The 13,431-nt window shown below is 40.6% G+C and carries 10 protein-coding genes; 8 read left to right on the top strand and 2 right to left on the bottom strand.

From position 1 onward, the window contains the following. Positions 1–467: 467 nt before the first annotated feature. The 7 genes from ABD985_RS10115 (at position 468) to ABD985_RS10085 (ending at position 10,270) form a co-directional block, all read left to right on the top strand. Complete coding sequence (locus tag ABD985_RS10115; protein ID WP_345371414.1) at positions 468–1,205, top strand: hypothetical protein; 738 nt, start codon at positions 468–470, stop codon at positions 1,203–1,205. Between the two features lie 173 nt (positions 1,206–1,378). After that, complete coding sequence (locus ABD985_RS10110; protein ID WP_345371412.1) at positions 1,379–1,690, top strand: YtxH domain-containing protein; 312 nt, start codon at positions 1,379–1,381, stop codon at positions 1,688–1,690. A 121-nt stretch (positions 1,691–1,811) separates the two neighbouring features. Beyond that, positions 1,812–2,234 (top strand): HYC_CC_PP family protein, encoded by a 423-nt coding sequence (locus ABD985_RS10105; protein WP_345371410.1) that lies wholly within the window; start codon positions 1,812–1,814, stop codon positions 2,232–2,234. 345 nt (positions 2,235–2,579) lie between these two features. Next, a complete protein-coding gene (locus ABD985_RS10100; protein WP_345371408.1) occupies positions 2,580–6,398 on the top strand; it encodes an efflux RND transporter permease subunit in 3,819 nt (1,272 codons plus the stop codon). Between the two features lie 105 nt (positions 6,399–6,503). Next, complete coding sequence (locus ABD985_RS10095; RefSeq protein WP_345371407.1) at positions 6,504–7,718, top strand: TolC family protein; 1,215 nt, start codon at positions 6,504–6,506, stop codon at positions 7,716–7,718. A gap of 119 nt (positions 7,719–7,837) precedes the next feature. Beyond that, complete coding sequence (locus ABD985_RS10090; protein ID WP_345371405.1) at positions 7,838–9,556, top strand: efflux RND transporter periplasmic adaptor subunit; 1,719 nt, start codon at positions 7,838–7,840, stop codon at positions 9,554–9,556. A gap of 144 nt (positions 9,557–9,700) precedes the next feature. Then, positions 9,701–10,270, top strand: a complete 570-nt coding sequence (locus ABD985_RS10085) for a DUF3347 domain-containing protein (protein ID WP_345371404.1) — start codon at positions 9,701–9,703, stop codon at positions 10,268–10,270. 79 nt (positions 10,271–10,349) lie between these two features. Here the strand turns inward: ABD985_RS10085 and trxA are convergent, their stop codons facing one another. Then, complete coding sequence (trxA, locus tag ABD985_RS10080) at positions 10,350–10,703, bottom strand: thioredoxin (RefSeq protein ID WP_345371402.1); 354 nt, start codon at positions 10,701–10,703, stop codon at positions 10,350–10,352. Positions 10,704–11,068: 365 nt separating this feature from the next. Between trxA and ABD985_RS10075 the strand changes: the two genes are divergently transcribed. After that, positions 11,069–12,154: a glycosyltransferase family 4 protein gene (locus ABD985_RS10075; RefSeq protein WP_345371401.1), complete on the top strand. Its 1,086-nt coding sequence runs from the start codon at positions 11,069–11,071 to the stop codon at positions 12,152–12,154. Between the two features lie 128 nt (positions 12,155–12,282). Here the strand turns inward: ABD985_RS10075 and ABD985_RS10070 are convergent, their stop codons facing one another. Next, a complete protein-coding gene (locus ABD985_RS10070; protein ID WP_345371398.1) occupies positions 12,283–13,068 on the bottom strand; it encodes an ABC transporter permease in 786 nt (261 codons plus the stop codon). Positions 13,069–13,431: the final 363 nt, after the last annotated feature.

The raw sequence follows: 13,431 nt of genomic DNA, 5'->3' as shown, positions 1-13,431 counted from the left end.
GGTTGTTGTTTTGCAAATAGTATTGAAATGACTTAGAGCTTGTTTCAAGCAAGTTCTTAATGGATGAGTCATCCCATATTAACATTTAAGGGGTGGCTCATATTTTTTCTTTAAAAAGTGCCTTTATATATCTAAAAATGGCCTTGAAGAATTGCCGTTAAAATTTTTAATCGTAAAAGCGTTAAGAAAATTCCATTGTTTGAGCGCAGCGAGTTGAATACGCCATGTAATGGTTTTAGCTTTTGCGATTAGAAATTAGGTAAATTCTTCAAAGCCTTGATTTTTTTGCTTCGTTTTTCATCCGGGCCACGATGGCAAGGAAAAAATGAAGAAGCTCATAAAGGGCTTTTGAGATAGCTGTAAAGTGATGAATTCTCAGAAAGCTAAGCCATTTGTTAATATGGGATGATTCATGTTTTTTCGTATAATTTTGTAGAGAAGATGTCTTATCAATCCCTCAACCATTTATGAAAAAAAGAGTATTACTCCCAGATATCCGTATTCTTCATGGCTTAAGTAAAGGAGAAGACCGTATTTTAAGTAGACTGTATAGAGATTATTATACTCCTGCTTATTATATGTTGTTTCATCATGATTGGGAAGATGCAGCGATTGAAGCCCTTTGGCAAAAAGTAGTGACGGATATGGCTCAGAAACTTCGGAGAGAGAAATGGGAGCTCCCAAGCAATATAACGTTGTCATCTTATCTTTATTCCTGTATGTTTTGGCAGTCTGGGGTTACTCCCAAAGAGGGATTTGTCCATTATGAGGAGATTTGTGACATCCAGAAAAGCGAGACAGATTTTAATTCATTTGATACCGAAGTACAGGATTTCTTTGAAAGATTGCCGGAAGAGGAACTGGAATTATTGGAACAGGTATATGGTCAGCAACTGGATATTCCAGCTTTGGCTAAAAGAAAGGGGTGGACGGTAGTACAGATAAAAGAGTCACTAGAGCACCTAAAAGAGCAAATACAAGAAGCTTTTGGAGAGAAAAAGGATCAGGCTTTAAGCGTGTTTCTACGATGGAGAGAGAGGCAGACTATTCTGAGACGCTTACTGATCTTTACTTTGCAAGTGGGAGATGAGCCCGAAAGACAGACAGCTATCGAGAGAGTTGCACCCGATACCCCCATACGTATTCATAAGAAAATAACTTTTTGGGAGAGACTGAAGCGTTATTTTTTAGGAGAAAAAAAGTAATTTTTCATAGAATATTACATAGTCTTTAGGGAGTGCAATTTCAGGAGGGAAAAGTCATATTAATGATTCTTAAAGAGTTCCACTCTAGGGTACATACCAGTATATTAGGGGTAACCTAATTTATTCCCATTACATTATATTAATCGTTTACCTGAATTCCCAAATCAAAAACTATGAAGAACGGAACACTTTTAGCATTTCTTGCAGGAACAGCCATAGGGGCAGTAGCTGGACTTTTACTGGCTCCGGATTCGGGCACAGAAACCCAACGAAAATTAACTAATGACATCAAAAGACTACAAGGAGAACTGGATCACCAGATTGTTAGTGGAAGAGATAAAATAGAGAATTATAAATCCATGATTAAGCAAAAGCAGGATGAGTTGAGCGGTAAATTTAGCTCTAAGACTGCTACAGGTCCGAGTACAGGACATGGTCCTATCACAGGACAAGGGCCTATTACAAGTTCTAGAGATGATGCTTAAAAATGATAATTGATGAGTAAGCTTGAGGGAAACCTCAGGCTTTTTTTATGTCTCATATTTTTATAAATCAAAGACAAAATTATATAATTGCAGTACGAACGGTTTGATATACCTTTGTTTTATGAAAGCAGTTGTATCCATATTGTTAGCCATGAGCGTATTGCTCGGAAACCTCGGGTTTTCTGTTGCTACCCATTTTTGTGGGGAAGTAGCAGTAGAGTCGGAGGTGGCTTTGGGTGTCCACCATCTTGGATGTGGAATGCAAAATATGGAGGCTAACTGTGAAGAAGGTACAGATGGTAAAGAAAGTATTACCAGAGCAGATTGCTGTTCAGATCTTGTAAAGCAATTGCAATTGGAGGACAGTGTAAAAGTAGGGAATGACCTGAAATGGGTTTTGTCTCCCGCTATTATTGTCGCTACAATCCATCATTTTTTTCAGGCAATTTTTTCATTGCCTACTACGGAACAGACTTTTAATGAATATGTTCCTCCACTCTTGAGGTACGTCGCCTATGTACTTCATCAATCTTTCCTATTATAGTTTGAGGTGTTGGGTGCCAGTTGTTGGTGACTAGCCACTAGTGATCAGGAGATTCATTAAATCTGGTCAAAGAGTTCAGGTTTTATCGGCTACTGCAGGATGAAGAAGAGTACGAATTATCACAGATAAAATCGCTCTTTGACCCGAGATGACCACTCCCCCTCCCCAACAACAATCAATTCTAAGAGCGATTTTACCGATAGTCAGCAACGTCAGGTTTTGATTGTTGTAGAAAGATAAAACCTGAACTCTTAGAATAGTATACGTTTATAAACTCAACGGCACAAAGTGCCACTCAACAGTGCGAAGCACTACTCAATAAGCAGCGCAAGCTGCCTCAACAATATGCTAGGTAAATTAATTAGATTTTTTCTGGAAAATCGTTTGGCAACGGTCTTGCTGTTGCTGGGTTTTATCGGATGGGGAATCATCACAGCACCTTTTGGGTGGAAGGTGGATGGGCTGCCCTCTGATCCAGTGCCCGTAGATGCCATTCCGGATATAGGAGAAAACCAGCAAATCGTTTTTACTCCATGGGCAGGGCGTTCTCCTCAGGATATAGAGGATCAAATCTCTTATCCATTGACCACTTACCTTTTGGGAATTCCCGGCGTGAAGTCTATCCGTAGTTCTTCCATTTTCGGTTTTTCCAGTATCTATATCATTTTTGAGGAAGAGATTGCTTTTTATTGGTCTCGTTCCCGTATTCTGGAAAAGCTAAATTCGTTGCCTTCGGGCTTATTGCCGGAAGGGGTACAGCCCGCTTTAGGCCCTGATGCGACTGCTTTGGGACAAGTATTTTGGTATACGTTGGAAGGAAGGGATAAGGATGGAAACCCAACGGGTGGATGGGATTTACATGAGATTCGTACGGTACAGGATTTTTATGTGAAGTATGGATTGAATGCGACCGATGGGGTATCAGAAGTCGCTTCTATTGGTGGTTTTGTACAGGAGTATCAGGTGGATGTTAATCCAGATGCCTTAAAAACTTATGGGATTCCATTGCATCAGGTGATGCAGGCGGTAAAGAAATCCAATCGTGATGTAGGGGCTAAAACCATAGAGATTAATCAGGCAGAATACCTGGTCAGAGGTTTGGGGTATATCAAGAGTGTGGAAGACTTGGAGAAAGCCGTGGTAGCTGTGACCGACAACGTTCCGATCCGAATTAAGGATATAGCCAAAGTAACCTTGGGGCCTTCTACCCGAAGAGGTTTATTGGATAAGGATGGGGCAGAGGTCGTTGGAGGCGTAGTGGTTGCCCGTTATGGTGCAAATCCCTTACAGGTGATCAATAACCTTAAAGATAGAATCAAGGAAATTGCTCCTGGGCTTCCACGCAAGACATTAGCTAATGGGGTAGAGAGTCAGTTGACGATTGTGCCTTTTTATGATCGTTCTACGTTGATCTATGAAACGTTGGGTACGTTGGAAGAGGCATTATCACTGGAAATCCTGATATCCGTATTGGTTGTGATCGTCTTAGTCTATAATCTGAGAGCTTCTTTGTTGATCTCAGCCTTATTGCCCATTGCTGTATTAATGGTTTTTATTGGGATGCGCTACTTTGGGGTAGATGCCAATATCGTAGCCTTATCAGGGATTGCAATTGCGATAGGTACCATGGTAGACTTAGGGATCGTCCTTTCTGAAAACATCATCAAGCATCTGGAAGAAGCTCCGGAAGGACAACCCTTGCAGGAAACGATTTACAAGGGCGCTTCAGAAGTGGCTTCTGCGATTTTGACGGCTGTCTCTACGACGATTGTGAGTTTTGTGCCGGTATTTACGATGGAAGCAGCAGAAGGAAAGCTGTTTGGCCCTTTGGCTTATACGAAAACATTTGCATTGATCGCTGCCTTATTGGTTTCTCTTTTAATCCTGCCTACGCTTGCTTACTGGTTTTTTGGATTTCAGGTAAAGCGCAAAGAGCAAAAAGGGATGATGCATGGGGTACTACTGATTGCAGGTTTGGTATTCCTGTTTATGGGATACGCCTGGGCAGGTTGGATGTTACTGATCTATACAGGAGTATTACTATTAAAGTTATGGATTGAGAAAAGAGGGGTTACTTTTGAAGGTTGGAGAAAGCGTTTGTTCCATCATTTGGAGCTGATTGTGGTAGTGATAGGCGTAACAATCTTATTAGCAGAGTACTGGCTTCCGTTGGGACCTTCTTATAGTTTATGGTGGAATACGGTTTTTGTGGTGTTACTCGTAGGAAGTATCCTGGTACTGTTTTCTGTATTGGAATACTATTACAAAGATATCCTGCTTTGGTGCTTGAATAATAAACTGAAATTCTTATCGATTCCGGCCATATTGATGGTGCTAGCTCTTTTCATTTGGTTGGGGTTCAACACTATTTTTGGATTTGTAGCCAACGGATTTGATCAAGTAGGATGGAATATTCGTACCTCAAAAGGATGGGCCTTTATGGCGCATGAGTTTCCGGGTATAGGAGAGGAATTTATGCCTTCTCTGGATGAAGGAAGTTTCCTATTAATGCCTACTTCTATGCCACATTCTGGTGTAGATTATAACAGAACAGTTTTAGGGCAATTGGATATGCTCCTGACGAATATTCCAGAAGTGGATCTAACCGTGGGGAAAATGGGACGAGTAGCGTCTGCTTTGGACCCTGCTCCTATTTCCATGTATGAGAATGTGATCAACTATAAGCCTGAATATGCATTGGACTCTATGGGACATCGTGTGCGATTCAAGGTAGATGAAGAGGGGAAGTTTGTCACCCGCAATGGAAAGGTATATGATAATGCAGAAGCATTGGAGAAAGGAATTACTGCTAAGGTTTTACAGCCGGATGAAGAGGGACGTTATTTCAGAAACTGGCGTAAACATATTCATTCTTCGGATGATATCTGGAATGAAATATTGAAGGTAACTAAAATTCCAGGAGTTACTTCAGCACCTAAGTTACAACCTATAGAAACACGTTTGGTGATGCTACAGACAGGAATGAGAGCTCCCATGGGGATTAAGGTATACGGACCAGACCTTCAGACGATCGAGGACTTTGGCCGAAAGCTGGAAGATGTTCTGAAAACAGTGCCTTCGGTAAAGGCAGAGGCGGTGTTTGCAGACCGTATTGTAGGGAAGCCTTATTTGCACCTGGAGATCAATCGTGATGCCATTGCCCGTTATGGGTTGCACGTAGAAGATGTACAGCAAACGATAGAGACAGCGATCGGAGGAATGAAGATTACGTCAACAGTAGAGGGGCGTGAGCGTTTCCCGGTAAGAGTGCGTTACCCAAGGGAACTAAGGGATGGTCCAGAATCCGTAGGAAATATATTGGTACCTACGCCTACAGGAACGCAGATTCCTTTAAGTCAACTGGTGAATATTCAATATATCAGAGGGCCTCAGGCGATCAAGAGTGAGGACACTTTTTTGGTAGGTTATGTCTTGTTTGATAAGCGGGAAGGGCAAGCGGAGGTGGATGTCGTGAATGCGGCTCGTGATGCGATACAAACGCAGATTGATCAGGGTAATTTGATTGTACCGAGAGGAGTCAACTATAAGTTTTCCGGTAGTTATGAAAATCAGGTGAGAGCAGAGAAGCGATTGTCCATGATTATCCCATTGGTACTAATGATTGTCTTTCTGATTCTCTACTTTCAGTTTAAGTCGGTGACGACCTCCTTGATGGTCTTTACAGGAATAGCTATGGCGTTTTCTGGTGGCTTTATTATGCTTTGGCTTTATGGTGAAGCATGGTTTGGTAACTTCTCCTTATTCGGAACGAATATGAGGGATTTATTCCAGATGGGAACCATAAACTTGAGTGTAGCGGTATGGGTAGGTTTTATAGCCCTGTTCGGTATTGCTACGGATGACGGCGTACTAATGGCGACCTATTTGGACCAAAGTTTTGCTAAGAACAAAACGACTTCTCTGGAGGAAATCAGGGCTGCAGTGGTAGAGGCAGGACAACGTCGTATCAAACCAGCGGTAATGACTTCGGCTACAACGATTATTGCTTTGTTGCCGATCCTGACCTCCACAGGAAGAGGAAGTGATATCATGGTACCCATGGCGATTCCTTCTTTTGGAGGTATGCTGGTAGCAGCCATTACGTATTTTATTGTACCGACACTTTATTGCTGGAGGGAAGAACGGTCTTTAAGGAAGACGTAGGGCCATGCCACTGGCATGGCCGAAATGGTGATCAACACCACATCGTCTTCAGGTAATAAAACATCAACAGACAACATGTATCGATATAAATTAATCATAACAACCTTGCTTGGGCTTTTAGGACTTGCTGGAATGCCAATAGGCCATACACAGTCTCTGGAGGATTATTACCGTATTGCGGCAGAAAGTAATCCAGGGTTACAGGCTCGTTATAAGGCATTTGAAGCTTCCTTGCAGAAGGCTGCACAAGCAAAAGCATTGCCGGACCCTATGCTTTCGATGGGGGTTTTTCTTGCTCCGGTGGAGACAAGGGTAGGACCTCAGCAAGCGAAATTTTCCTTGACACAACAGTTTCCTTGGTTTGGAACATTGTCGGCACAAAATGAGGTGGCTGCTGCATTGGCAGAAGTGAAATATCAGGAATTTTTGGATGCTCGTAATCAGTTATATTATCAAGTAGCGCTGGCTTATTATCCTTTCTATGAATGGAAAGAGTGGAAAATGCTGGAGGATGAAAATATTATTTTGTTAGAGTCCTTTAAGGCATTGGCGACTACAAAATTCAGAAATGGAAAAGGTACAATGGTGGATGTACTTCGGGTAGATATTATGCTAAAAGAAGCACAGACGAATTTGGACATTCTGAATAAAAAAGAAAATGCTTTGAGAAGCTGTTTCAATGCGATCTTGAATCGTTCATGGGAAGAGGAGGTCGTGGTAAAAGATACGTTGGAAGCGACCTTATTAATAGATTATTCAAAAGATTCCCTTCTGGAAGGAAACCCTGTATTAGATATAATTAATGCAAAAGTTAAAGCCTCCGAGGCAGGTATTCAGGTAGCACAGAAACAGGCTTTGCCGAAATTTGGAGTAGGATTGGACTATGTAATGGTGGGTAAGCGGGATGATATGGACCTTCCGGATAATGGAAAGGATGTATGGATGCCGATGGTGTCCGTATCTATTCCTTTTTTCAGTAAGAAATACCAGGCACAACAAGAGGAGGCAAAATTACTGACGGAGAGTTATCGACTACAAAAGGAGGAGGTGAAGAACCAGCTTTTTGGCAACTATCATCGACTATATTTCCAGTTGGAGCAGCAACAGGATTTATTAGTACTGTATGAGCAGCAAATTCAGGAATCAGAGCAAATACTCAACTTACTCTTTACGGCATATAGCAATTCAGGGAAAGATTTTGAGGAAGTATTAAGAGTACAGCAACAGCTATTGCTCCTTCAGAAAAAGCAGGTATCAACGCTGGTAGAGTGGAATGTACTGAAAGCACAGTTGGAGTTTATCATTCTTGGAGGGAGTTAGTAGTGATTCGTGATTAGTGTCTAGTGATTAGTTTTTTAGTGGGATATTAGCTGATAAAACGACCAATCACCAATCACCAATCACCAACTACTAATACACCAACCACTAATTACTAAAAAATGAAAAAGATACAAACGATCACGGTAACAGCAGTAGTGACACTGTCCTTAGGTATACTACTAGGTTGGGTGATTTTCGGAATACAAGAGACTCCAAGAGAGACTCCTCATATAGAGAAATACTCGACTGAAACAATGTGGACTTGTTCTATGCATCCTCAAATTCGTCAACCGGAGGAAGGGGACTGCCCCATTTGCGGAATGGATTTAATCCCTTTGAAAGATGAAATAGACAAAGGAGACCCCTTGGCTGTAAAAATGTCTCCAACAGCGATGAAACTAGCCAATATTCAAACCGATTTGGTGGGGAGAATGCATCCAGTAAAAGAGGTTAACCTCCATGGTAAGGTACAAGTAGATGAACGAAGAGTGTATTCTCAAACCTCGCATATCAAAGGTAGGATTGAGAAACTGATGATTAATTTTACGGGAGAGTATGTTAAGAAATACCAACCCATTGCTCAAATTTACTCTCCGGAGTTGATTACGGCTCAGCAAGAGTTATTTGAAGCACGGAAAATAATGGATACCCAGCCAATGTTGTTTAATGCAGCAAAAGAGAAGCTTAAAAATTGGAAATTGACGGAAGCTCAGATAGAGCGTATCTTGCAGAAGGGAACCCCTGATGAGTCTTTTCCAGTGTTGTCAGATCATGCTGGGTACGTAACTGCCAAAATGGTCAACTCAGGTGACCATGTTATGGAGGGAGCAGTTTTATTTCAGGTTGCAGACTTGTCTAAGGTGTGGGTATTACTGGATATCTATGAGTCAGATTTACCTTGGGTTAACAAGGGTGATAAAGTACAGATCCGGGTATCCTCTTTGCCAGGGAAACTGTTTGAAGGTGTGATTGACTATATCGACCCGGTTATCAATCCCCAAACACGGGTGGCTAAGGCAAGGTTGGTGATCAACAATCCAACGCTGCAGTTGAAACCTGAGATGTTTGTTTCAGCAGTGGTAGAGGCGACGCTAAAGCAGACTAAAGACGCTTTGGTGATTCCCAAAAGCGCAGTTATGTGGACTGGAGAACGTTCCGTGGTTTATGTAAAAACGGAGGAAAAGCAGGGGGTATACTTTAGGATGAGAGAGATAGAGCTAGGTACTGCCTTAGGAGATAGTTATATCTTAAAGGACGGGTTAAGCGAAGGAGAAGAGATAGCGACTCATGGTACGTTTAGCATTGATGCTGCAGCTCAGCTGGCGGGGAAACCGAGTATGATGTCTGGGGAGAAAAATACATTGGACAATATCAAAGTCATTGCGATTACCTCTAAGGCAAAGGCAACCTTCAAACCTCTGTATACAGCTTATTTTGAGTTGAAGGAGCAGCTTGCAGCAGATGATTTTCTGAAAGCCAAAATGGCAGGGTTATCCTTAAAAGAGGCATTAAATAAAGTAAATACTAATGCATTGGACCTAAAAGCCCAAAAAGTATGGGGGAAGATCAAACAAGATATGGAGAAGCCTTTGCAGTATGTGTCAGATCATGAGAATATCGAAAGTCTAAGAAAGGACTTTGAGGTAATCTCTGAAGTAATGTTGCAGTTGACCGTGACATTTCAGCCCTTGGATCATACGATTTATCAACAATACTGCCCTATGGCTTTTGATAATAAAGGAGCTATATGGTTGAGTTTGGAAGAAGAAGTGAAGAATCCTTATTTCGGCGAAATGATGCTTCGCTGTGGAGAAGTACAGCACGTGATCAAAAGATAAGAATGAAAAACTGTTGCCAAACCAAGGAGCCTTCAAGGTTTCAAAAATGGAAAAGTAAAATTATATGGATAGGTACGGGGCTATTTATTGTCGCAGCCCTTATTCATGCTTTAATCAGTTGATAATAAACAAATCAAACAAAAAATGAAAAAGAGAACAATCGCAGTAGCACTAGTAATGGGTGCAGCATTCCAGTTGGTATCATGTGGAAATACTGAAAATGCAAAACAAGAAGAAGCTAAGCAGGAAATGCATGCATCTCACGCAGGACATGACCATGAGGCCATGGAGGAAGTAAAAGAAGAGGAGGCAATTATGCTACAAGATGCACAAGGAGCAATCAACGCTTACCTTGAAGTAAAAGATGCATTGGTTGCAACGGATGCTGCTAAGGCGAGTGCAGCGGCAGCTAAGCTGGTAACAGCATTGGGGGAAGCTGAAGAAGGAAGTGAGGTAGCGATGATTATCGCCGATGCACAATTTATTGTGGATACAAAAGATACAGAACTTCAGAGAGAACATTTCAAAACATTATCTGAGTATATCTATTTAGTAGCAAAGTCCACGGAGAAAGAAACAGCATTGTATAAGCAGTATTGTCCAATGGCATTCAATGACACGGGAGCTTACTGGTTGAGCGCATCCAAGGAGGTGAGAAATCCTTACTTTGGAGATAAGATGTTGAAGTGTGGAATGGTGAAGGAAGAACTGTAAAACAGTGAGCAGTGAACAGTGCGCAGTGAATGAATGACACATTTTACTGTTCATTGTTCACTGCGCACTTAAAAACTGATTACTGTACTTGTAGTACTTCTTGGATTGCCTGCTCCAAGGTATTCATAGGCAATGCACCTTGTGCCATTTGTGGCTGCCCATCCTGTGGAATAAACAAGATAGATGGAATACTACGGATACCGAACATGGCAGACAACTCTTCTTCCACTTCTGTATCCACTTTATAAATATCTATTTTCCCTTCATATTTCTGAGATAGCTCCTCTAGTACAGGAGTTAGCATTTTACAAGGTCCACACCAGTCTGCAAAGAAATCGATGATTGCAGGCTTATCTCCCAAGAATTTCCATTCTTTATTGTTTTCGAAGTCGTGAACGTTGGCTTTGAAATCGGCTAATGTCAAATTTTTCATAATCTATATTTTCTTATTAGATGATCGTTCTATTCTGAGGCAAATATGCCATTTTAAAGTTACAAATATATAAACGTATGAACATATATAAATGTTTCATTGAGGGGTACTTTTAGCCTTATTAACATATACTTTTCATGGGTTGAGTCTATCTTTTTAGTAATGAGTCATTTGTGTGTTGTTGTCTATTGGGTAGCTATTCTGTATTTGAATAAATAACGTTATAAAAAGAGTGAAAATTAATGGATTTATGAGTTTTGAGTAGTTTGGTCGGAGATTCCGACACTTTAAAAGTGTAAAAATCCTTCTATTATTGTAGTAATTGACACCATGCGAACGAATAAACATACTTGTTAGCGGAAACAATGAATATTTTAATTATTACTTGTTGGGGAGGAATGGCCGGGTCTACTAATTCCATTTCATATCTTAGTAGAGGATTAGCTGAAAGAGGGCATAATGTATACGTAGGGTGTCCGGAAGGCTCCTTACTCTATAACTTGCTGGAAGATTCTAAGGCTATTCTTGTTCCTATGAAATTCAAAGGAAAGTTGGATTTGGATAATATGCGCCATATCAGAGATTTGGTTAAGGAACATAATATTCAACTGATCAATGCGCAGGCAAGTTATGACCGGTATACGGTAGGTTTTGCGAAATGGCTTTATAACCTACCCGTAAAAATTATTCATACCCGCAGACAGAAACCGGAGAGTATTGGTGGTTTCTTGCAGAATTGGTTTTATACCAAATCGCCGGATAAAATTGTAGCGGTTGGGCATGAGATCAAGAAACAGCTGGTTCAGAAAGGCCTTCCTGAATCTCATATTGAGGTGATTTATAATGGAACACCAGCCGAGAAATATGAACTGAAAAACCCTGAAATTAGCCAAGAGTTACGCAAACGCTATGATATACATAAGGATGAAGTGGTTATAGGGGTAGTGTCTCGTAAGAAACAGCAAAGTCACTTACTTAGCGCCCTTCAGTATATTGAGCAACCATTGACGGTACTATTGGCCGGAGTGGAGGAGTTTCCGGAGTATAAAGCGATCACCGACAAGTATGAAGTACCTCATCATATTATTTATGCCGGAAAAGTGGATGCTAAGGAAATCCTTTATTTCTATGATTTATTCACGATTAAGGTACTGGCTTCTAATATGGAAGGATTGTCTCAGTCCCTATTGGAGGCAATGGCCTTAGGTGTACCCGTGATTGGCACAAGAGCAGCTGGAAATATTGACTTGATAGAGGAAGGAGTGAATGGATTGTTCTTCGAGGAAGGAGATGCCGTGCAATTGGCAAAACAAATAGAGCGCTTATTAAAAGACAAAGAACTACAGGATCGATTGATTGCCAATGGAAGGAAAACAGCTTTCGAAGACTTTTCCATAGAGAAGGTCATTGACAACTACGAGCGCTTCTTTAGAGAACAGATAGAAGGGTAGCTTCTTGTTCATATTGTTTAATTGTAGTCACTGCGTAACTACGTTCATGATGTTTAGTTGTTTAAAATATAGGTAACAACTAAACATCATGAACGAGCGAAGCTCAATTAAACAATATGAACAAAAACCTATTTTATCTTCTCAATCATTTGGTCTTTTTCATCTAAAATCACCCGATTAATCATTAAGATACTCAGAAAAAGATTCAGAGAGCACCCCACAAAAATTGCCAACATAATCATAATCTGATACTTGATCGCTGTAGCGGGAGAACTTCCCCCTAGAATTTGACCAGTCATCATGCCGGGTAAGGAGATTAACCCCATCACAGACATACTTGCAATCATAGGATTTAGGGCGCGAATAATAGCCTCTTGGATAAAAGGCTTGAGGGCGGTTTCTCGTTTATTTGTATTGATCAATAAGAAGTAATAAAGGTCAGATTTTTCTTGTAACCCTTTGATGTAGGTAGTGAGCCCTACAATATTATGATTGAGAGCATTTCCCAAGATCATACCCGTGATAGGGATGAAATAACGGGCATCAAATATATACTCTAACTGTATAATTAATCCAAGATAAAAAGCATCGACTATAAATACAGACGTCAGCCCTGCGATTGCTAAGGGGATTAGAAAGATTTTCCAGTTGAGTGCGACTCTTCTGATAGTCGTCAATACACCGACCAATATCATAATTCCTACCCATAGTGTGTTAATCCAGGGATTATTTAAGGTGAAAATCCATTCCAGGTAAAGCGCAACCAAGCCTAATTGTATGCCCATTCGGACAGCACTGATGAGTACATTTTTGGTTAGCCGAATGTCAAACTTCCAGAAGAAAACAAAAGGGATGATTAGAATGCTGAAGCTAAAAAACAGCTCCATCCATCCAATGTCAATAATTGAACTCATAAATCATTAGACTTTATCACGGTTAATTTTGTATAAGCAAAAAACTTTGAACTCTTAAGAGCTTGTTTGGAACCACATCTTTTGGAATAAAATTCCTCTAATTTTGACTGAGAAAGTCCTGATTATCCCCAAATAGAACCACTATTAGGCTCAAATCAGAACTTTCTCAGTCAATTTATAGAAGTTTTATTCTCAAAATCTGGATTCCAAACAAGCTCTAAAATAGGTCAGTGGTACGCTATAGCTTTTATAATTTTCAATGATCAATGATTTGTTTTAATTAAAAATTGATAATTAAAAATGGCTTTGTTGCAACGATATGAAAAAGGCATGAAAAAGTGGTAAGTTTAAGTGCGAACCAAA

The sequence above is a fragment of the Algivirga pacifica genome, from assembly GCF_039543525.1.
Classification (GTDB): domain Bacteria; phylum Bacteroidota; class Bacteroidia; order Cytophagales; family Flammeovirgaceae; genus Algivirga; species Algivirga pacifica.
The sequence above is the reverse complement of the archived record's forward strand: the minus strand, read 5'-3'. Positions and strand labels throughout refer to the sequence as shown.